The sequence below is a fragment of the candidate division KSB1 bacterium genome (assembly GCA_034521575.1).
GTDB lineage: Bacteria > Zhuqueibacterota > Zhuqueibacteria > Residuimicrobiales > Krinioviventaceae > JAXHMJ01.
On the sequence record JAXHMJ010000002.1, the window covers coordinates 712,761 to 734,740 of the forward strand.

Genomic DNA, 21,980 nt, shown 5'->3' on the forward strand with positions numbered 1-21,980 from the left:
TTGAATATCTTTTCGCGCAAGAACGAGTATGAGGCAGACCGGTTTGCTGTAAAGACCCGAAATGACAAACATTCCATGATCAACGCGCTCAAGAAACTAACGGTTCACAATCTGTCTAATCTAAAACCGCACCCGTTTTATGTTTTTCTTTATTATTCTCATCCGCCTGTCCTTAAACGAATCGATGCAATCAGGGAACTAGATTAGAGTAGAGCTCGATATAATCGAGCCATTTATATGTGGTAATCATGGGAAAGCCTGGAACCTCCGGGGGAAGATATTGTATACCGGTAAACTGATTCAAATCGACATTAACCAGATCCACCTGTTTATACGCTTTATCATTCAGTCTGATCTTTTTCTCATCAGACTTTAAAAGCTGTTCGACATATGGATTCAGGAATTGTGTGATGACATTGAAATAATCTTGCTTTGCTTTCTTTTTAATACGGCTTAAAAGATATTCACGATGCAATTCTGCAAGATACGCATCTTTGAACATGGCTCTGTATTGCTGTACTAGCGGAGCGTGATGCAAACGGCGATTATATGCTTTTTGCGTCATAGCATCTTTAACCACAAGTTCTCTGAGATTGCGCTCAAAAACAGAACGCCACTGATCTCTTGAAAAGTGCTCCGGCTTTAGAAAGAATGGAAAAGTCGATGATTTTAACAGTAGAGTTTCTATGTTCCATTCCTTATTCTTAAATCTCAAGATGAGGAGAGTTTTAGAGATTCATAGAGAACATCATAGTAATTATGCAGAAATATAATCGTTTTCTCGCGCCAGAACGCTGGTGAATTGTTTCGAGTTTTTGGGTTATCATATATGATATCAGCAACTTTTGTAAGATTCTCGTTTACAAACTCTATGTTCGCAGCAGCAGTACGTTGATTGATATAGGTTACAAAAGAACAATAACAGAGATCCAACTTTATTTGTCCTTTTATCATGGATACGGAATTATGCAGCGGGGGGAGATACTGTTTGTCAACTATTTTTACATAATGGAACACAGAGTCGATGAAAACAGGACCGACCAGGTCACCCGTCTTGCGTTCCGTTTTAAATATTTCGGTTGTCAGTTTATCCTGATGATTCAAGCTCCAGGACACGGTCTTTGAATAAATGCTGTCAATGCAGAACGAATCAAATGGAACGGACTTGGGTGTCATTGAAATAAATGGACTGGCGGAATCGGCACTCAGGCCACCCGGACTCTTTAAGATACGGGTCTTGTATTGATAGGAATAATTTTCATAGATACTGTCTATCATCGTGCTGTCTATTGCCATAGATAAAGAGTCTTTATGATCTTGCTGATATAGATAATATCTCATAGCATTTTCCTGATGCGCTTTCAAAAAGAGCTGGAAATGCTCGGATTCACTTAAAAGATTATCTTTGCCTTCTTTCAGGGCGAACAGTTTTTCAGCCAGCAGAGAATTAAAAATAATTTTTTTATGAATTCTGTGATTGTTACTGCAGTAGGCGGGACGTTTGGAATAAATGATACGTAAGAGGAACTCCTGAGCACTGATCCTTGTGTCAGGCGTTATCTGAACCAAAGTAGACATGCTGCTTTCGGTGTTGCCGGAATCACAACAAAGTGTAAACAGAATCGCAGCAAATAATATCAGAAATAAAAATCTCATAAGGATCGGTTTTTGAATTCAATATAACTATATCATTAATTAAAGTCAAAACATTTCAGAAAAAGCACCATATCTTGTTCTTTTTATTAAAACTACAACAAGTTGACGTCAGAGGAATGAAAAAATACTATATATTGTTATTTAACTTGACAATTGACCATGAATTGTCTATATTTTTTTAACGGGAGCGATGAGGTGGGGATGAGGGTTCATCGTATAATTTCAATAATTACGAGTTATGAGGTGAGTATGAAAAACGAGACTCCGGAACTTGATTTTGGTCATGCAACACAATCGGAATCAAATTCTGAAACAGACTCTCAGGTTGAAAAGAATTCAGGAATTACTATTTCCCGATTTTTTTCACAACCTCAGGTCCATCCTTATGACGAATTGGAGTGGGAGCAACGGACGGCAAATATCACCAATGACAAAGGAAAAGTTGTATTTGTTCGTGAAGATGTACAAGTGCCAAAGAATTGGTCTCAGACTGCATTGAATATCGTGGCATCCAAATACTTTCACACCAATAGAGGCTCGGAGGAACCTGAAACAAGTGTAAAGGAGATGATTAACCGAATTGTCATCACCATAAAAAAGTGGGGTGAGAACACGGGTTATTTCTCAGATCAGGAAAATGCGGATATTTTTGAAGCCGAGTTGACGCATCTTCTTGTTAACCAAAAAGCATCGTTCAACAGTCCGGTTTGGTTCAATCTGGGCTGCGAAAAAAAGCCGCAGAGTTCAGCTTGTTTTATTAATGCTGTGGATGACACAATGGAATCCATTCTCAATTTGTCCCGGACAGAGGGATTACTGTTTAAATGGGGATCGGGTACCGGCACCAACTTTTCATCATTGAGATCGTCAAAAGAGAGCACCTCTCGCGGGGGCAAAGCCTCCGGTCCTGTTTCATTTATGCGTGGTTATGATGCGTTCGCCGGTGTTATTAAATCCGGCGGCAAGACAAGACGCGCTGCGAAAATGGTCATCCTTAATGCTGGGCATCCTGACATCCGCGAATTTATCAATTGCAAAGTGAATGAAGAGAAAAAGGCCTGGGCGCTCATTGATGCCGGTTATGATGGATCATTCGGCGGTGAGGCTTACAATTCTGTGTTTTTTCAAAATTCTAACAACAGTGTCCGTGTAACGGATGAGTTTATGCGTTCAGTTGAGGAAGACCGGGAATGGTGTACTCGGTCTATCACAGGTAATGAAATAGTGGAACGGCATCGAGCAAGAGACCTGATGAATGAAATATGTGATGCTTCACATATCTGTGAAAGTACCGGGAATTCAATTCGACAGCACGATTAATGATTGGCACACCTGTCCCAATTCTGCCCGCATTAACGCTTCAAATCCCTGCAGCGAGTATATGTTTGTTGACAATTCAGCTTGCAATTTAGCGTCTCTTAATTTGCTTAAATTTGTTGATGATGACGGACAGTTTGATGCAATCGCTTTTCGGCATGCGATTCATGTTATAATCACAGCGCAGGAAATACTTGTGGGCAACTCAAGTTATCCTACTGGATTCTATCTGGAGGCGGGGAGCAGTTCACGAATACCGTCCATTGGGTTTGGGCTATGCGAATCTGGGCGCTCTCTTGATGTATTTTGGACTGGCTTATGACAGTCCGGGCGGCCGTGCGCTGGCAGCGACAATAACCGCATTGATGACAGGTCAGGCTTATCTGTCTTCTTCAATATTGGCCAGCTCTATCGGGCCGTTTGATGAATACGAGAAAAATGCCAAGCCCATGCTGAATGTCATGAAGAAGCATAAAGACGCCGTTAAAAATATTGAAAACTCACTGGTTCCCGATAATCTTATTGAATCCGCTGAAGAAGTCTGGACAGAAGTATTAGAGTTCGGCAGCAATTTACGGATTTCAGAATGCCCAAACCACGGTACTGGCTCCCACAGGTACCATTGGATTTATGATGGATTGTGACACCACCGGGATTGAGCCGGAACTGGCGCTTGTCAAAACCAAAAGCATGGTCGGTGGCGGATTTATGAAACTTGTCAACCAGACAATCTCATCTGCGCTTGACAGGCTGGATTACACAGAACAGCAGATCAAGGAGATTCTTGATTTTATCGATGAGAATGAAACGATAGAAGGTGCACCGCATTTAAAATCCGCTCATTTACCTGTTTTTGACTGCAGTTTTAAAGCCAAAAATGGAAAGCGGTTTATACCTTACATGGGACATGTACGCATGATGGCCGCTGTACAGCCGTTTTTATCCGGCGCTATTTCAAAAACAGTCAACATGCCAAAAGACGCCACAGCAGAAGATATCTATCAAACGTATATCAAGGCCTGGAAACTTGGCTTAAAAGCCATTGCAATTTATCGGGATGGCTCAAAGCGGACACAGCCCTTGTCGACGGGAACAGAAATAGATGATTCCAGAGTTCCCCAGGGTCAACGCGGGATTAGACGCCGGCTGCCGGATGAAAGGAACGCTGTTACTCATAAATTTTCAATCGGCGGTCATGAAGGTTATCTGACTGTGGGTGAATACGAGGACGGAACGCCGGGTGAAATATTTGTCACCATGGCGAAAGAAGGATCGGTGGTGTCGGGATTGATGGATTGTTTTGCCACATCGATATCAATCGGGCTTCAGTCCGGTGTGCCGCTTGAAACATACGTTGGTAAATTCAGTCATACACGGTTTGAACCTTACGGATATACCAATAATCCGCGTATCCGCATGGCCAAATCGATTGCCGATTATATTTTCCGTTGGTTAGGTGACCGCTATCTCTGTGATTCTGATAAACAATCAGAAACAAAGTCGCTGGGTATGACAAATGTTGAAAAACAAAATATTGCTCAGCAATTAAAAGACAATGAGAGTGAAAAATACTCGTTTGAACATCAGGAAGATGCTCCGCCCTGTCCGGAATGCGGCAGCATGATGGTAAGGAACGGATCATGTTACAAGTGTCTGACCTGCGGTGCAACCAGTGGATGTTCGTAATAAAAGAAAAGGGGGGAGGGTGGCAATTAGAATGGCGCTGCAACAAATTGTAGCGCCATTTTTTTAGGTCATCTGCATAGCTTTTATCGCAGACTGATGATCCTGGTATTGTCTAATTGTATGTTCCAACTGTGCGATCTGTATCAATTTCTTAACACGCTCCTGTACACCGCATATAGCGAAATCCGCATTATTATCCCTCGCCAATCTAAAGCCGAGCAAAATGGCTCCAAGACCGGAGCTGTCTGAATAATTGACGTTACTCAAATCAAGGATCAATTGTTTCCCTTTGCCGATAAGTACCAGGAATTGAGCTTTTAAATCAGGAGCTACATTGGAATCCAATTTTTGTTCTTTGAGTTTTATGATCTTGATACCGTTCACTTCTTCCAGAAAAAAATTCAAAATCTGCCTCCACAACTACATTCAAGTCTATAATCATTGAGATTCGGATGTTAATCCCACTCGTCGTCACCTTCCCAGGAAGGTGCACCGTAAAGCCAATCCTCTTCAAGGTCTTCCCATTCTTCCTCGTCTTCTTCTAACAACAAGGGATCATCGGCCTCAACTTCTTCTTCCAAGTATTCATCGTCCCACTCTTCTTCAAAATCTTCAGATATAGTTTCATCGAGTTCTTGATCTTCTTCTTCTTCTTCCTCTTCATCATCCCAATCTTCGATTTCATCGTCTTCAATATCAGGTTGTTCATCCATCATTTTAAAAGAATCCTGTTCAGGGTTGTTTGCAAAAAAAGATTGATCATCCTCAATGAAAGGATCGCGATTCATAATATCCTCCCATTTGTTTTAATTGAAATTAACAACTTTTTTTTTTACTATAACGAGGCTTAAAATATCAAAAGCATTTTTTAAATGCAACCTTTTTTTCAGAAATATGGAAATTAAATTGATTTTTAGATAATAGTCTAATAAATAAGCGTTTTAGCTTGCATGGAATTAGAAAAGTAGTATATTAATGAATACTCGGCAAAAACAATGTAATAAAACGTGTTAAACAAGTACATTTAATAAAGAAGCGATTTACTTATAGATTACTTTTGCCGGATTGTGTCAAATCCGGATTTGTTTTGCAAAAGACCAGAAAGGCAGGCCCAACAATGCAAGAATGTCTTCAAATTATTTCGTTTGGCAATACGGATAAACAAAAATTGAAAAAATTTGTGGATTTCCACTGGACTCTTTATAAAGACGATCCGCAATATGTTCCATTGCTCAATTATGAGTACTTGGGCTTCGGTCTTATTGGTATGACAGGATTTTTTGAGCCCAAAAATCCGTTTTTTGAACATGCCGAGATTCAATTCTTTTTAGCTGAAAAAAACAATAAAATTGTCGGGCGTTGCTATGCTTTTATAAATTATAATCATAATAAGCACTGGGATGACAGAACAGGTTTTTTTGGGGGATTTGAGAGTGTGGATGATCCAGTTGTTGCCAAGACACTGTTGCAGCACGCAGAAGAGTGGCTTGGAAACAAGGGAATGGATACCCTGCGCGGACCGCAACATCTTCCTGTAAACGAGGCAACGCCAGGCTGCCTGGTGGATGGCTTTGATTCAAGACCCGTGCTTTATTATCACTATAACAAACCTTATTATGCTGATTTACTAAAAGATGCCGGGTTAGAAAAGGTCAAGGGAATTTTATCCTGGGAAATCCCTGTCATGAATGAAATGGAAGATAAGCTAAAGCGGGTTGCAGAAAAAGTCATTGATCGGTTTGATTTAACGTTTGAACATTGGGATGAACGCCCCCTGAGCATTCGAAAACAGGAAATGCTGGACATTTACAACGATGCCTGGAGTGATAATTTTGGTTTTGTACCCTTTACGCGCAAAGAGTTTTATGCAATCGTTAATGATATGATGCTCATCATGGAAAAAAACCTGTTTATGTTTATCTATGTAAATGGAGAGCCGGCAGCTTTTTTTGGCGGGGTACTGAATGTGGCAGAACGAATGGTGCCGATCAAATGGTGTACCTCGCTGCGAATTGCTGCGCGCTTTGAAAATGATCCTGAGCAAAAATAGATGTAAAGGATTCAGACTCGGGTATTTGGGGGTCAAGAAAAAATATCGTCGTTTGGGACTGGATGGGGTTATGATCTATAAACAAAAACAATATACGCAATCTGCCGGCTATGAATACAGTGATGTTGGCTGGATTTTGGATGATAATAAAATGGTTATTCGATTAGCGGAAAATTTGATGAATGGCGAGAAATCAAAAGAATACGCCGTGTTTGAAAAGTCGATAAACACTCCGGTTTAGTATTGAATTCAAAATGCAATCCCGGCTACCCCGGGATAATTCTATTAACCTATTGTTATTTAATTGATTGTATTATATTGGCAGAATGAGCAGATGTCCTTTAATTATGTCCATTTACATGTTCATTCAAACTATTCAATGGGATGGGGGGCAAGTTCTATTGAAGATCTTTGCAAAACTGCAAAACGCAAGGGATTCTCTCATCTCGCCCTGACTGACACCAATGGTTTCTATGGTCTGTTTTGGTTCCTGGAAGCCTGTAAAACCTATGGAATCCATCCGATTATCGGCGCTTTCATTGATACCGAACGGGAACACTGTGTCATGCTGGCCAAGAACAAACACGGATACCAGGTTATCTGTGACTTGTTGACACGGCTTTATTGCAGTAATGATTTTGCATTGTCCCGGTTTCTTGAAAGCGGTTATCCTGATGTCATAATTTTATCGAATCAAATAATGTTTTTGGATAAGCTAAAGGGACAACCAAATGTTTTTGCAGAACTTGTACAGTCTGACCATTACCGGACTGTTCAAAATTGGGCCGAGGCTAACAATGTTCCCACAGTAGCAACCAATAATATTCATTTTGCAGACAAGGAAGGATATAGTAAATTTCAGGTACTTTGCGCAATACGCGACAATACCACACTGGATCAAGCGGATTTGGGAGAAATAACGAGTAGTCATTATCTAAAATCTGCAGCCAGGATGCAGACTCTTTTCAAAGAAAATCCTACGGCATTAAAAAACAGTTATTTGATAGCAAAACAGTGTTCCGGCTATTTTATTGATTTGCAATTTATTTTTCCCGAGATCACGGGGGGGCAGGGCGAATCTGCGAACAAATTGTTGTACGAAAAAGTTTTAAATGGAATTTATAACCGATATGGAATGCTGTCAACTGAAATTCAAAAACGCCTTGATTATGAGTATGAAATTATTATTCAGAAACATTTTGCCTCTTATTTTTTGGTTGTTGCGGATATTGTTCAGCAGGCACCTCGTACATGCGGTCGAGGTTCTGCTGCTGCCAGTCTTGTAAGCTATGCTTTAGGCATAACCCACGTTGATCCAGTCAAATACAATTTTTTCTTTGAGCGATTTCTAAATCCGGGTCGTATTGAACCGCCCGATATTGATGTAGATTTTCCATGGGATGAACGCGATAACATTCTTGCCTATATTTTTAAAAAATTCGGAGTGGAAAATGCAGCAATGATCGCTAATCATATCACATTTAAAGCAAGATCCTGTGTTCGAGAAGTTGCAAAAGTCTATGGTATGCCGGATGAGGAGATTAGCCGGATTACAAAAAAAATGTCCGGAATAGGGCAGCCGGATAATTTGACTTATATTATACATAGTCATCCCGCGTTTAGAAACATCAAGCTTGTGGATCCCTGGCCGGAGATATTACGCACTGCCGAAACAATTCGGGACTATCCCAGATATCTTTCAGTGCATTGTGGTGGGGTCGTCATAGCGCCGGATGGTTTATCGCGGCATGTACCACTTCAGCCGGCAACCCGCGGATTGGTTTTTAAGCGTGAAGATCAGGAAACACTCCAGACTGTGTCATCATCGCTGGAAAAAGATCAAAAATTATACACGATCCAATGGGAAAAAGATCAAACTGAAGATTATGGACTGGTTAAAATTGATATCCTGGGAAACCGGTCGCTTGCTGTCATTCGGGATAGTCTTACAGCTGTGAAAACCAATTATAATATCGATATTGATTATCAAACCTGGTCACCGCTGCAGGATATAGCCACAGCAGAACTACTGGGTCGGGGTGAAACAATGGGGGTGTTTTATGTTGAATCACCGGCGATGCGTCAGCTGCAAATAAAAACGGGTGCAGGCGATTTCGAACATCTTGTCATTCACAGTTCAATCATACGTCCTGCTGCCAATGAATATGTCAATGAATATATTCGGCGTTTAAAAGGGGGGAGGTTTACTTATCTTCATCCTTCACTTAAAGTACTACGTGAAACATATGGTATAATGATTTATCAAGAAGATGTTTCGCGTGTTGTAATGGCTATGGCTGATTTCACCGCTCATGAAGCGGATGACTTGCGTAAGGTTATTTCAAAGAAACACCAAAAGAAAAAGCTCGGAGATTATAGACAAAAATTTTTTGACAATGCACAATATCGTGGTGTTTCTGTTGATATTTGTGAAAAAGTATGGAATATGATCATGAGTTTTTCCGGATATAGTTTTTGCAAACCTCATAGCGCATCCTATGCCATGGTATCTTTTAAATCGGCTTATCTGCGTGCTCATTATCCTGCAGAATTTATGGCTGCTGTCATTTCAAATCAGGGAGGTTATTACTCTACTTTTGCTTACATCTCTGAATCCAGAAGAATGGAATTAACTGTATTGATGCCGGATATTAATCACAGCTTGCTGGAATATCATGGTAAAGACCGCACTATACGCGTTGGTTTCATGCAGATAAAGGCGCTAAAACATGAAAGCATTAGAAAAATAGTCAATGAACGTCATAGAAATGGATTGTACCGCTCATTCAGGGATTTTACAGAGCGGACTCGTTTGAAAAGCCATGATATTTCATTATTAATCAAATCCGGATGTTTCGACAATCTGGAACCAGCTTATACGCGTCCACAGCTATTGTGGATGTTGAAATTGAATTCAAAATACAAACAGAATGTGTCTTTATTTACTGCTCGGGATTTAAAAGAAGAGGTTCCACCGATCAAAGAATTTGATGAGAAAACAAAGTTAAATCACGAAATCGAATTATTTGGAATGATGATTTCGCAGCATCCTCTTAGTTTGTATCAGGAACAGCTTGGTAAATTGCATTTAATACCTTCAGATTCTTTTCATAAGCATATTAACAAACCCATTAGAGCGGCCGGTTGGTATATTACCGGCAAGGTGACAGGGACCAAGCATGACAGATTAATGCAGTTCAGTAGTTTTGAAGATCTTTCAGGTCTCTATGAAACGACTTTGTTTCCAAAAGCGTTTGAAACATTTAAACACATGCTGGATAAAAACCGGGTTTTTCTTTTAAAAGGAAAAGTGATCAGTCATTATGGAGCTTTGAGTATCAATGTCGAAGCGATTTCGTATCTTTGAATTTTTAAAAAAAATGTGTATGTTATAAAATTATGCTTGATCTAAACATTCTATACAGTGACAATCATATTTTAGCTGTAAATAAACCGCCGGGTATCCTGGTTCAGGGAGATATGACCGGAGACCTATCGCTGTTTGAGGAAGCGAAACGCTATATCAAGGTAAAGTATCATAAATCTGGTAATGTATATCTGGCATTATTACATCGGATAGACCGGCCGGTATCCGGGGTTGTTTTATTTTCAAGAACATCAAAATCGGCGGCAAGATTGTCAAAACAATTGCGTGAGAAGAAAATATTAAAAAATTATCATGCAATCATCCATGGACATATCGAGAAAAATGGTTTTTTTAAGGACTATATGATCAGGAAAAAGGTCAACAGTTACATTGTACAGTCGGGGAATAATGCAAAAGTGGCAGAATTATCGTTCAAACGTAAAGCTTCTGATGGGAAACAATCATTAGTGGAAATCCTTTTACGCACCGGCCGGCATCATCAGATCAGAGTACAGTTTGCGCACAGAGGTCATCCGGTTGTCGGGGATTTTCGATATGGTTCTAACCGAAAATTTCCTCTACGATCCCTGGCTCTGCATGCGCATTCGATAGAATTTGAACACCCAACATTAAAAAACGCATTAACATTAAAGCTGAATGTCCTAAAAACTGGGACGACTATCTAAATGCGGGAGAACTGGATTGGAAACAATATTTGTGACAGGCGGTGCTGGATATATCGGCAGTCATACTTGTGTTGAGTTGTTAAATGCCGGTTATCATGTCATCGTTGCCGACAATCTCTATAACAGCAAGAAGCAAGCTTTAAAACGTGTTCAGGACATAACCGGCAAAAAACCGACATTTTACCAAACCGACTTGCGGGACTTTGAAGGGCTTTTGCATATATTTTCAACTCATAAAATTGATGCGGTTATTCATTTTGCCGGTTTGAAAGCAGTGGGTGAATCTACAGCGTATCCATTATTCTATTATGAAAACAATGTGTCCGGTACCATAACTCTCTGCAAGGCCATGCAGGAGCAAAATATTAAAAATATAGTATTTAGCTCATCAGCGACTGTATACGGAGAGCCGGAAACCGTACCCATTAAAGAAACTGCAGTCCTGACGGCTACCAATCCTTACGGCCGTACAAAGCTGATGATTGAACAGATTCTCAGGGATATATATCATAGCGATACTGAATGGAATGCAGCTGTATTGCGGTATTTTAATCCGGTCGGAGCGCATCCCAGTGGAAAAATTGGTGAAGATCCGACCGGCATTCCGAATAATCTGATGCCATATATTGCCCAGGTTGCTATTGGCAGATTGGATCATTTGTCTGTATTTGGAAATGATTATCCAACCCGTGACGGCACCGGAGTTCGGGATTATATACATGTTGTAGATCTTGCGCGCGGACATCTCAAAGCGCTTGAAAAATTGAACAGCAATCCCGGATATGAACCTTATAATTTGGGAACAGGCAAAGGCTACAGCGTGTTGGAAATGGTAGACGCTTTTGAAAAAGCCTGCGACAGGAAAATTAAATATAAATTTGCACCAAGACGCTCTGGCGATATTTCAGAATGTTTTGCAGATTCTCAAAAGGCGCAAAATGAATTGAATTGGCAGGCAGAATACTCTATTTACGACATGTGCAAAGACACATGGCGATGGCAGCAAGGTAATCCGAATGGTTATGAATAAAATAGCAATTGGAAACCACCATGGCTACAAACAATAATCAGCAAAAAAGCAAAATTGTTAAAGTTCAATTCAGTCAGGATGACTTTATTCGGCTTTACCCTGAACTTTCAAATGAAGACATCAAGGAGTTTATCCGGGATCAGTTTCAGGGAGCTGCACAATCCTTCCGTGTGCAATTGATTCATGACACGATTGAAATTCTCTGGGGAATACCCAGAGAATATTCAGAGGCGGATGAACTCAATAAAGAGGCTCTTGAATTTGCGAGAGCCCAAAAATATAAAGAAGCGTTTGAAAAATGGAAACAGGCCATTGAAATTAACCCGGTTGATCCTGATTTTCACTATAATATTGGACTGGCCTTTTTCCAGGTCGGTCATTTTGATCAGGGTATCGAATATTGTCAGGAAACCATAGAAATTTGTCCGGTTTATTACAAGGCTTATTTTGTATTGGGCAGTCTGTATTCGAGGAAGCGCCAATATGTTGAAGCAGAACAGATTTTGCTAAAGGCTTTGATGTTCAATCCGAAAAATGTCAATGGTCTGGTCAATCTGGGCGCCGTGTATAGTGTTCTAAAAGAAAATGACAAGGCCAAAAAGTGGTTTGAAAAAGCCCTGCAATACTCACCCGATGAACTAAAAGCTTATTTTGGCCTGGGAAAACTTTACGCTGCTGAGAAGGACTATGAAAATGCAAACCGATGCCTTAAAGCTGTTATCAAACTTGATCCTGAAAGCACTATGGGCATGCTGGCAAAGCGGTCAATTCATACACTGGATAAAACTGACCAGAACGAATTGAAATCAGCGAGTAAAGAGTTTTCACCAGAGATGGATTCGAAACAACAGCCTGAGGACATCGATATCGATCAGGTATTGGCTCAGGGATACCATTATTATATAGAAAATCAAATTGATAAAGCTGTTGAAAAATATACCGTTTATCTTAAACATGAGAAAAATGATGCAGATATCTGGGCATCATTGGCATCATGTTATTACAGGCTGCAAAACTTTGGCAAAGGCGTAAAATGCATTCAGCGTGCTATACAACTTAATCCGGGAAGACCGTATTATTACAAATTGCTGGCCATGCTGTACGATGTTACTGATCAGCCTGCAGATGCCGGCAGCGCGGCTCAAAAGGCATTTTCGCTCGGTAAACGGGACAGTGTTGTCCTGACGCTTTTGGCGATAGCCAAAAAGGAAAAACATTTCACAGAGAGCACACAATTGCTACAAGAAGCTGTATCATTGGATGGGAATAATCTCAAAGCCAGGTATCATTTAGGGACGGTGTTGATTGAGGACAATCAACACGAAGCCGCATATCAACAATTTGAAGAAATTTTATGGAGCGATATAGAATCGCCGATCAAGGCAGACGCGCGTAAGCAATTAAAGTTAGATCATTAAAAGCCCGAAAAATATAAATTGACTCGACCTTACATAATATTAGTTATGTTAACATAGAATTATGTGAAGAAAAGCCGGTGAATCCGGCTTTTCTTCCCTGTGCCCCACATGATTATTTTACGGCAAATACGACGAGCTTATTCGGCACAACCAGGGATTTCTTTATTTCTTTTCCATCAATGTATTTTCTGACTTTGTCATTTTCCAGTGCTTTATTTATAATGCTTTTGTTATCAGCATCTGCTTCAACCTCAATTTGTCCGCGTATTTTACCGTTCACCTGAACACCCAGCTGTACTGTCGATGTTTTCAGCGCGTTTTCATCATGAACCGGCCAGGAGGCGTCAAATACAGAATAATTCTGACCCATAACGCTCCATAATTCTTCCGATAAATGCGGGCAAAACGGTGCGAAAAGTTTGACAAGATTAGGCACTGCAACTGTCCAGAGTTGAGTATTCTGCTGCTCAGGTTTTACATCCTGAATATAAAGATACATTTCATTGACAAGCTCCATAATCCGGCTGATTCCCGTATTAAAATGGAAATCTGAAAGCGATTGTGTGCAAAATTTGATTGCGTGATGCATCTGACGCTGAACTTTGCTGAATTTCTCAGTTTCGCTGCCGGTCGGACGTTGTGAATTCAGGATATGCACAAGCCTCCAAACACGTTTTACAAAACGCTCAATACCCTGGATACCTTCATCATGCCAGTCACCGCCTTCTTCATAAGAGCCCATGAACATCATGTACATTCTAAAGGTATCAGAACCGTATTCATCAACAAAATCATCGGGATTGACCACATTTCCGCGTGATTTGGACATTTTAGCACCTTGATTGGTGATGGTGCCCTGATGACGCAGACACTGAAATGGTTCGTCGAAATCAAGATAACCCAGATCATGAAAAGCTTTTGTAAAAAATCGCGCATAAAGCAGGTGCATCACGGCATGTTCAGAGCCGCCGACATATTGATCGACCGGTAACCAGCTGTTTACTTTATCTTTATCAAATGGTTTGTCATTCAGATGAGGATTCGGATAGCGCAGATAATACCAGGAAGAACAGACAAACGTATCCATGGTATCGATTTCCCGTTCGGCCGGACCTCCGCATTGGGGACATACAGTATTCACAAAATTCTTATCAGTGGCAATGGCAGAAGTTCCTTTACCTTTAAATTCTACGTTTTCAGGTAGTTCCACAGGGAGGTTTTTTTCAGGAACCGGCATTTCACCACAGTCCTTGCAGTAAACAATTGGAATGGGAGCTCCCCAATATCTTTGTCTGGAAATCAGCCAATCACGCAATTTATAGTTTATTTTGCGTTCACCGAAATCGTGTTCTTCCAGATAGCTGATAATGGCGTCTTTTCCTTGATCCGATGTTAACGTATTAAAGGTTCCAGAATTGATCATATACCCGGGTTCGGTATAGGCGCCCTCAAGTTTTACTTGATGAGAATCTATTTCAGGACTGATAACCTGTCGAATAGGGAGATTGTACTTTTGGGCAAATTCAAAATCACGCTCATCATGCGCCGGAACCGCCATAACGGCGCCTGTTCCGTAATTGACAAGTGCATAATCGGCGATCCAGATCGGAAGCCGTTCTTCTGTAAGCGGATTGATACAATAGGCGCCGGTAAAGACACCTGTTTTTTCCCGCTCGGTCGACATCCGGTCAATTTCCCGTGTTTTCCTGGCTTGAATCACATATTCTTCAACCGCTTTAGCTTGTTCTTCTAACGTGATCTTTTCGACAAGCGGATGTTCGGGAGCCAATACCATATAAGTAACGCCGTAAACAGTATCCGGCCGTGTGGTGAACACACTGATATGTTCATCCGATGCATCCAGTTTGAATTTAATGAGGGCTCCCTCACTCTTTCCAATCCAGTTTTTCTGCATGGCAAGGGTTTTATGTGGCCAGTCTATTTTTTCTAAATCCTGTAACAAGCGTTCGGCATAGTCGGTTATTTTGAAAAACCATTGTTTGAGATCCCGGGTCCAAACATCGGAATCACAGCGTTCACATTGCCCGTCAACGACCTGTTCGTTGGCTAAAACGGTTTGACACGATGGGCACCAATTGACCGCTGCTTTTTTCCTGTAGGCCAGTCCATGCTTATATAATTGCAGGAAAAACCATTGGGTCCATTTGTAGTATTCCGGAGAACTTGTATTAATTTCCTTGCTCCAGTCATACATGGCTCCCATGGCTTTGAGCTGTTTTCTGATGTTTTTTATATTTTGACGGGTGCTTTCAGCGGGATGAACACCATTTTTGATGGCATAATTTTCTGCAGGGAGCCCGAATGCGTCATATCCCATCGGTTCAAAGACGTTATAGCCCTGCATTCTTTTGAACCGAGCCCATGTATCGGTTGGACCGTAATTATACCAATGCCCAATATGCAATCTGTCTCCGGATGGGTAAAGAAACATCACCAGACAATACAGTTTGTTTTCAGTATCATCCAGATTAACCTTGTACAGCTCTGTTTCGTCCCATTTATTCTGCCATTTTTTCTCGATCTCGGATGGCTTGTATTGAGGTATCATTGATATGTCCTTTATTTTAACATTGGGATTGGCAGTATAAAGTAAAAAAGGCGTCTTGGAGACGCCTTTTGTGGAGCTATGGGGATTCGAACCCCAGACCTCTTGAATGCCATTCAAGCACTCTCCCAACTGAGCTATAGCCCCGTATAATGTATATCTATTAATTTACTATAATTAATTGAAAAAGTCAAGAAAATTTAATTTCAATTATTGAATTCAAAATACATAAAAAGACTTTAATTAAGAGTCAGTATCAATGCCATTCGATTTCAATGTATTTCTATCATCAGCCGCGATTTTTCTATATAGTCGATCACGTCTATACTGAATTGCTTTGTTGTCGAATATATTTTTATCGCGCAGCTCCCGAATCATTCGAATCCGGTCTTCAAGCTCATTCAAGGTATCCAGAGCAGCTCTATAATCTTTGAATTTATGCTCGTAGAGTTTGGCTATTTCTATATAAGCGTCAATAAAACGATGTCGGTCTTTTTTTACAATCAGTCTGAAACATTCCAGAGCGGATTCCCAGTCCTGCATACGTTTATAGAGCAAGGCCCGCGAATAGAGTATCTCCGGCTGAAAACAGATCTGACCAGGTAATTTTTCAATAAACAGGTGTGCTTGTTTGTAACGATTCAGAGAGATAAATGTACGCAGTGCGGAATGAAAATCCTGATTTACGGTCCCTCCCACCGGATGAGTAAAAAGCTGCGATGCACTGACAGAAATTGAAAGCAATGAAAGAAGATCAATCACATTATGTTTGAATACGTCCAATAATGTAGGCAAATCTTTATGGATGAGATAATCAAAATACAGCTGGGGAATTTCCGCCCCCGGGATATCACCTTTTCGTTTGATTTTAAGTATAGCCTGCTCTATATTTTGCAGTGAACACGAGCCTATTTGTCGGCCCCATAATCGCCTGCTGGTGTGCAGCAGGTCAATGTGAGTGTACGATTCCCATTCAAGATTGATTTTATTTAATATAAATCGATTTTTCAGCAGGGGTATATCATAGGATTTACCATTAAATGTGATCAATGCTGATTTTGAGGCAAGCAATTCTGCAAGTTCATAGAGCTGCGCGGATTCATAATCATAGTCCGGTAAAAAAAATTGCTGAATTTTGAATTCATTTTTCTCAAAAAAGCCGACACCGATAATAAATGCATATGTGCCGGTCCCTCCTGCCAATCCTGTCGTTTCTGTATCTAAAAAAACAACAGATTTCGGGTTAAATTCTCTCGACAGGATTTCTTTAGCCAAAAGATCAAAAACGGTTTTAGGAATATGTAAAAATGTTTCCAAAGTATACGGACCGTGAGTAAAATCAAGACTAAAACGCTTTTCACGAGAAATACACAATCCCCTCTGCGTATGTTTTAAAGTGGCCTGAATGCTTTGCAGCTGCTCCGGATCAAACTGCTGTGTCTCACGTGCCTTTTCCTGTTTTCCGGTGTCTAACTTGTATAATTTTTCTTTGATGGAGGGCAAACTATTCTCAAAGTTCTACTTTAACGATATATTCTAAAAGGATACCAGCTATAGTTTTGCCCTGTTCTCCAACCTGGAGAACAGGACCGACACAGGAAGGACAGCCGCTTTCGCAGCCGCATTGGGTAATGTGAGATTTTGCCGCATTGGCTATGTCCGGATAAATCGAGTAAATTTTTTTACTGTACCCCACACCGCCGGGATAATGTTCCCAAATAAAGAATGACGGCTGCCCGGACAACGGAGAACGCACCATGGGAAGCGAATCAAAGTCTCTCCTGTCTCCCATGATGAAAATCGGGATGATGTTGCGCATCACATTGGTCACCCCTTTCAGGCCATCTGCCAGGCTTTGTTTGTCAATACCCAAATGATCATGTATGTCTTCCGGAAATGAATACCAGAAGGACTGTGTGTGTATTTCAATTTCAGGGAGATGTATTTTTCCCCAACCAATGTTCTCGTGGGTGTTGAATTTAATTTTTTTATACATAGTGGCCACGCTGGTCACAACCACCTCGCCATAAGCGGCCAAATGTGTTTCTTGCTGGTTCTGCTCACTCACATCCAAAACGCGTAGGTTCGTTTTCAGCTGAGCATCTGTATAATGATCGACTTTGACCTGATGTGTATAAGCTTTACGTCGCTGCCAATCCAGTTTATCCACATAGTATTGTTCACCGCCATGCAGGTAAATAGCTTCGTCATGTACCATTAGCTGAGCCGCAAACAGATCAATTTCTCCAATAACCCGTTCTTTGCGGGTACGATCCACAATCACCACATTTTCCTGGGCGGCGCTGCGCAAACTCACGCTTTCCGCCGGATAAGTTTCCGCCATCCAGTGCCATTTTTCACCGGAAAAATGAATAATATGTTTTTCTTCAAGGTATTCCAATATATCCGGTGTGCTGCTCAATCCATTTTCGCCGTTAAAGTGTATCCCATACTGTTCTGACTGTGAAAACGGTAATTCAAAAGCTGCGCATTTGATATGACTTAATAAAATAACCAGATTGTCAGGGTCAACGATACCGGCTTCGGGGGAATTTTCAAAAAACCAAGTCGGATTATTGGCAATATACTGATCCAGTGGTGAGGATGACGATACAATGATGGACAATGCCGTTTCAGAGCCGCGTCCGGCGCGCCCGGACTGCTGAAGCGTACTGGCTATGGTGCCGGGATACCCCGCTATAATACTGACCTGGAGCTGTCCAATATCAATTCCCAATTCCAGGGCATTGGTTGAAATAACACCGATTATCTCTTTACTCCTTAATCCCTGTTCGATGCTGCGGCGCTCCAGCGGCAAATATCCGCCCCGGTATCCTTTTACTTTGCCGGGATTTTGGTGCGATTTTCGCATGGCCTCTTTTAAATAGGTCAGCATGATTTCAACATTCATCCGGCTGCGGGCAAATACAATAGTTTGATGATTGTTTGTTAAAAATCGGGATGCAATACGTGTGCTTTCTTTGACATAAGAACGACGAATTCCCAATTCGCGATTCACCATTGGCGGATTATACAGGATAAAATGTTTCTCCCCGCGAGGCGCACCATTGTTATCCACCAGAGTCATGGTCTCCCCTGTGATTTTTTCGCACAGTTGTCGGGGATTTGCGATGGTAGCAGAACAGCAAATAAATGTTGGCTGGCTGCCGTAAAACATGCAAATTCGCTTTAATCTTCGAACGACATTGGCAAGATGACTGCCAAACAGTCCACGATAATGATGAATTTCATCAATCACGATATATTTCAGATTTTCAAACAGCTTGATCCACTGGGTATGATGCGGAAGAATTCCTGTATGCAGCATATCAGGATTAGTAACCACAATATGGCCGGAGGATTTTATTGCTTTACGTGCGCTGACCGGCGTATCCCCGTCAAATGTATAGCTTTTGATGGAGAAATCAATATCCCGGTTCACAGCATGCAGGATTTCATGAAGTTCAGTGAGTTGATCCTGAGAAAGCGCTTTTGTCGGGAACAGATAAAGAGCACGGCTTTCGTGTGTTTCAAGAATCGACTGCAGAACAGGCAGATTATAGCATAGTGTTTTTCCAGAGGCCGTCGGCGTGACAATGACCAGGTTTTTTCCCTGAAAAACGCTTTGAATGGCAGTTGCCTGATGCGTATAAAGTTTATTAATGCCGCGTTCTTTTAACGTATCGATCAAGGCCGCATCAAGATGTTTTGGAAATTCCGAATAGCTGGCCGCTTGTGCCGGTATGGTTTTCCATTGAGTGACATGATCAGTAAAATCGCGGTCCCGTTTTAACTGCTCCAATATCTGTTCCAGTGTCAGATTCACGCCTGCGGCTCCTCCTGCTCTTTAAAACGTTTGATCATCCCGCGTTCACCGGATAATTCGACAATCTCCCCGTCGGTGAATATATCCGTAGCATGTTGAACACTCGTAACGGCCGGCAGCCCGTATTCCCTGGCTATGATTGAAGCATGCGAAAGGATGCCGCCGGTTTCCATAATCAAACCGGATAGTAAATTAAACACAGGCGACCAGGCCGGATCTGCCGAATGCGTCACCAGAATATCACCATATTGGGCCTGTAGTGCCTGTTCATAAGTCTCTGCAATGCGAACTCTTCCGACAGCATGTCCCCGGCTTACTCCGATACCGGTCAGGATGTGTGTATTTTTATTTTTTTCTTTGACATGCTTGACCGGCGGTTTACGTCCGAATTCAGAATATTTTTTCCTGTCAATATTGATAACAGCTTGATCATCCGACGCGAGCAGTTTGAGAAATTCTTTTCGGGTCAAATAAAACATATCGTTTCTGTTATAAAGTCTTTTTTGCGCCATTAGCTTGTCAGCTGTTTTTAACACCGTATGTCTCATTACAAAAAGAATCTGATGCCAGGCATCCCGCTGATTCTCCCGCAAACGGGTGAATTCCTGCCCATAGTATAAAAGTGTCTTAAAAATCCATTTTACCGGGTATCGAACAGACCATGGCAGTGTTTGTATATATTGAATGCACTCGGCTTCTTTTTGTTTGCGTGACTCGTCGAGCCGGCCTATAGAGGCGGTATGTTCAGTGCGATGTACGGTTTCCAAAAGTTGTTTGATGCGTTCACCGCTCTCGGCCCAGGAAGGCTGGGCGATATCAAGACTTTCAGATCTGTATCCGTATCTGGATAAAAACTGTTCAAATTCACGATCGGTTTTGCAATTCTTGAGCGCCAGATTGATCTCGACAGTTTTATTGTGTGCCAGCCCGGATAATAAATCGATTGCTTTTAGTGACAATGTGCCGTTGTCAATGCGTTTTAAATATTTTTCCAGTAATATCGAAAAAATATCAGCAAACGTAATACTCCAGCGGTGAATGGCCAGAAAAGATTCGGTTAACTTTTCCGTCGTCAGAAAAATTGATTTGAATTCTTCAAAAGACTCTGATTGCTCAACCCGGTTTTTCAAGTTTTCAATCATCGGCATACGTCGTTTGAATTGATTCCATTGCTTGAGATTATAAAACGGCAGCCATTGGAAGGAATGACCGGATAACCGTGTAATCAAATACGGAAGTGCGCGCACGAAACTGGTGACAGAGTCGTGAAAATCATGGGTGAGCTTTAGTGCTTTACGCTTGTCCTCGGATATCAGATAAACGGGAATTATCGCGTACAGATTATGGAATGCGGCCAGCCGGATATACGGCATACCATTAAACAGTCGGGACAGTTTTTTTTCCCTGGCAAGGTGATCATAGCCAAGATACCACAAGGGTTCTCTGAATGCGTTTTTTACAATTTTTTCATCCAATATGCTCCACCCCAGCGGAGAAAGGGGCTCAACAAAGCGCTCGGCAAAAAAATAATCTGTCCAGGGCTGGCCTTCTGTATCAAACGCAATTCGACCGTCCTGTATACTGGTGATGGGACGACTCTGCAGTATCCACACCTGCTCTCCATCAAACGCCCACTCAATATCCTGACCGGCCTGAAAATAATTTTCTATTTTTATCCCCAGTTCAATCAACTGATTAAAATAGTCTGAATGGATAAATGCCTGCAATTTCGGGTTATTAATATTGGAAACCTGGATACTCGAGTCTTTTTTATTAACATAAACCTGCACAGGATTTAGAGTGCCGGCGGTCACTTTTTCACAGCTCCCGGGCGCAACCTCAATCAACAGGCTGTCTGTTTGGTTCCACACCGGATGACTGGTAAACATAATACCGGAAAACAGTGGTCGCACCATTCTCTGAATGAGAACCGCAATGGTACGTTTTGACCGGGGATACGAAAAATAACTCATATATTTCATCACCCGCGGATCGTTTATAGAGCGCCATATCTTTTCAATGCTGTCCAGCACTCCATGGATCGATGTCAAATTGAGGTAGGATTCAAGTTGTCCAGCCCATGACAAAACCGTGTCATCCTCGAATGGAGCGGATGACCGAACAGCAAGCGGGGTCTCTTTTGAAATATTCCATTCGTGTTTTTCTAGAAAAGATTCGAGTTGTTTTTCAAGATGAATCCGTTTCTGATGAACACAGGCTTTGGCTGAAAGAACAAAAAAATCAGGAACCGGTATCCCAATTTCATAAAGTTTGGCAAGGACGCAGGCCTTACCCCCTATCAGCTTTGATTTTTTGTTAATAGTTTGTTTTCTGGCATAAAAAAAATTACGAATCATCATGTTTTAACTCGTGCACTC

17 protein-coding genes, 1 tRNA gene and 1 pseudogene are annotated in these 21,980 nt (G+C 41.4%); 10 read left to right on the top strand and 9 right to left on the bottom strand.

Translation table 11 applies throughout. The features are described from left to right. Positions 1-190: 190 nt before the first annotated feature. Positions 191-715, bottom strand: a complete 525-nt coding sequence (locus tag U5R06_06070; GenBank protein MDZ7722389.1) for a hypothetical protein — start codon at positions 713-715, stop codon at positions 191-193. Beyond that, a complete protein-coding gene (locus U5R06_06075) occupies positions 712-1,341 on the bottom strand; it encodes a hypothetical protein (protein ID MDZ7722390.1) in 630 nt (209 codons plus the stop codon). Before U5R06_06075 ends, U5R06_06070 begins: the two co-directional genes overlap by 4 nt. Positions 1,342-1,905: 564 nt before the next feature. On the opposite strand from U5R06_06075, the gene U5R06_06080 reads away from it, so the two are divergent. The 4 genes and pseudogenes from U5R06_06080 to U5R06_06095 all read left to right on the top strand — a co-directional run bounded on the left by U5R06_06080 (position 1,906) and on the right by U5R06_06095 (position 4,659). Continuing rightward, complete coding sequence (locus U5R06_06080; GenBank protein ID MDZ7722391.1) at positions 1,906-2,976, top strand: hypothetical protein; 1,071 nt, start codon at positions 1,906-1,908, stop codon at positions 2,974-2,976. Then, positions 2,924-3,151 (top strand): annotated as a pseudogene (locus U5R06_06085) (hypothetical protein). Before U5R06_06080 ends, U5R06_06085 begins: the two are co-directional and overlap by 53 nt. Positions 3,152-3,167: 16 nt before the next feature. Next, positions 3,168-3,617, top strand: a complete 450-nt coding sequence (locus U5R06_06090; GenBank protein MDZ7722392.1) for a hypothetical protein — start codon at positions 3,168-3,170, stop codon at positions 3,615-3,617. Further along, a complete protein-coding gene (locus U5R06_06095) occupies positions 3,604-4,659 on the top strand; it encodes a hypothetical protein (protein ID MDZ7722393.1) in 1,056 nt (351 codons plus the stop codon). Before U5R06_06090 ends, U5R06_06095 begins: the two co-directional genes overlap by 14 nt. A 63-nt stretch (positions 4,660-4,722) precedes the next feature. On the opposite strand, the gene U5R06_06100 is transcribed toward U5R06_06095, so the two are convergent. Further along, entirely contained in the window at positions 4,723-5,064 is a 342-nt protein-coding gene (locus U5R06_06100) for an STAS domain-containing protein (GenBank protein MDZ7722394.1), read from the bottom strand. Between the two features lie 50 nt (positions 5,065-5,114). Beyond that, entirely contained in the window at positions 5,115-5,447 is a 333-nt protein-coding gene (locus tag U5R06_06105; GenBank protein MDZ7722395.1) for a hypothetical protein, read from the bottom strand. 299 nt (positions 5,448-5,746) lie between these two features. Between U5R06_06105 and U5R06_06110 the strand changes: the two genes are divergently transcribed. From U5R06_06110 to U5R06_06135, 6 genes are all read left to right on the top strand, one after another. Beyond that, positions 5,747-6,709, top strand: a complete 963-nt coding sequence (locus U5R06_06110) for a hypothetical protein (protein ID MDZ7722396.1) — start codon at positions 5,747-5,749, stop codon at positions 6,707-6,709. 70 nt (positions 6,710-6,779) lie between these two features. Further along, positions 6,780-6,950, top strand: coding sequence for a hypothetical protein (locus U5R06_06115; protein MDZ7722397.1), 171 nt, complete (start codon positions 6,780-6,782; stop codon positions 6,948-6,950). 459 nt (positions 6,951-7,409) lie between these two features. Beyond that, positions 7,410-10,076: a DNA polymerase III subunit alpha gene (gene dnaE, locus U5R06_06120; GenBank protein MDZ7722398.1), complete on the top strand. Its 2,667-nt coding sequence runs from the start codon at positions 7,410-7,412 to the stop codon at positions 10,074-10,076. 32 nt (positions 10,077-10,108) lie between these two features. Continuing rightward, complete coding sequence (locus U5R06_06125; protein ID MDZ7722399.1) at positions 10,109-10,762, top strand: RNA pseudouridine synthase; 654 nt, start codon at positions 10,109-10,111, stop codon at positions 10,760-10,762. A gap of 16 nt (positions 10,763-10,778) precedes the next feature. Continuing rightward, on the top strand, positions 10,779-11,792 hold the full coding sequence (galE, locus tag U5R06_06130) for a UDP-glucose 4-epimerase GalE (protein ID MDZ7722400.1): 1,014 nt from the start codon (positions 10,779-10,781) through the stop codon (positions 11,790-11,792). 20 nt (positions 11,793-11,812) lie between these two features. Beyond that, complete coding sequence (locus U5R06_06135; protein ID MDZ7722401.1) at positions 11,813-13,210, top strand: tetratricopeptide repeat protein; 1,398 nt, start codon at positions 11,813-11,815, stop codon at positions 13,208-13,210. Between the two features lie 112 nt (positions 13,211-13,322). On the opposite strand, the gene leuS is transcribed toward U5R06_06135, so the two are convergent. The 5 genes from leuS to U5R06_06160 all read right to left on the bottom strand — a co-directional run bounded on the left by leuS (position 13,323) and on the right by U5R06_06160 (position 21,962). Further along, positions 13,323-15,779, bottom strand: coding sequence for a leucine--tRNA ligase (gene leuS, locus U5R06_06140; GenBank protein MDZ7722402.1), 2,457 nt, complete (start codon positions 15,777-15,779; stop codon positions 13,323-13,325). 71 nt (positions 15,780-15,850) lie between these two features. Then, positions 15,851-15,923 (bottom strand) — tRNA-Ala (locus U5R06_06145). A 96-nt stretch (positions 15,924-16,019) separates the two neighbouring features. Beyond that, entirely contained in the window at positions 16,020-17,279 is a 1,260-nt protein-coding gene (locus U5R06_06150; GenBank protein MDZ7722403.1) for a ribonuclease H-like domain-containing protein, read from the bottom strand. A gap of 7 nt (positions 17,280-17,286) precedes the next feature. Continuing rightward, positions 17,287-19,602, bottom strand: a complete 2,316-nt coding sequence (locus U5R06_06155; GenBank protein MDZ7722404.1) for a DEAD/DEAH box helicase — start codon at positions 19,600-19,602, stop codon at positions 17,287-17,289. Then, positions 19,599-21,962, bottom strand: coding sequence for a PEP/pyruvate-binding domain-containing protein (locus tag U5R06_06160; GenBank protein MDZ7722405.1), 2,364 nt, complete (start codon positions 21,960-21,962; stop codon positions 19,599-19,601). The genes U5R06_06155 and U5R06_06160 overlap by 4 nt, the downstream gene beginning before the upstream one ends. Positions 21,963-21,980: the final 18 nt, after the last annotated feature.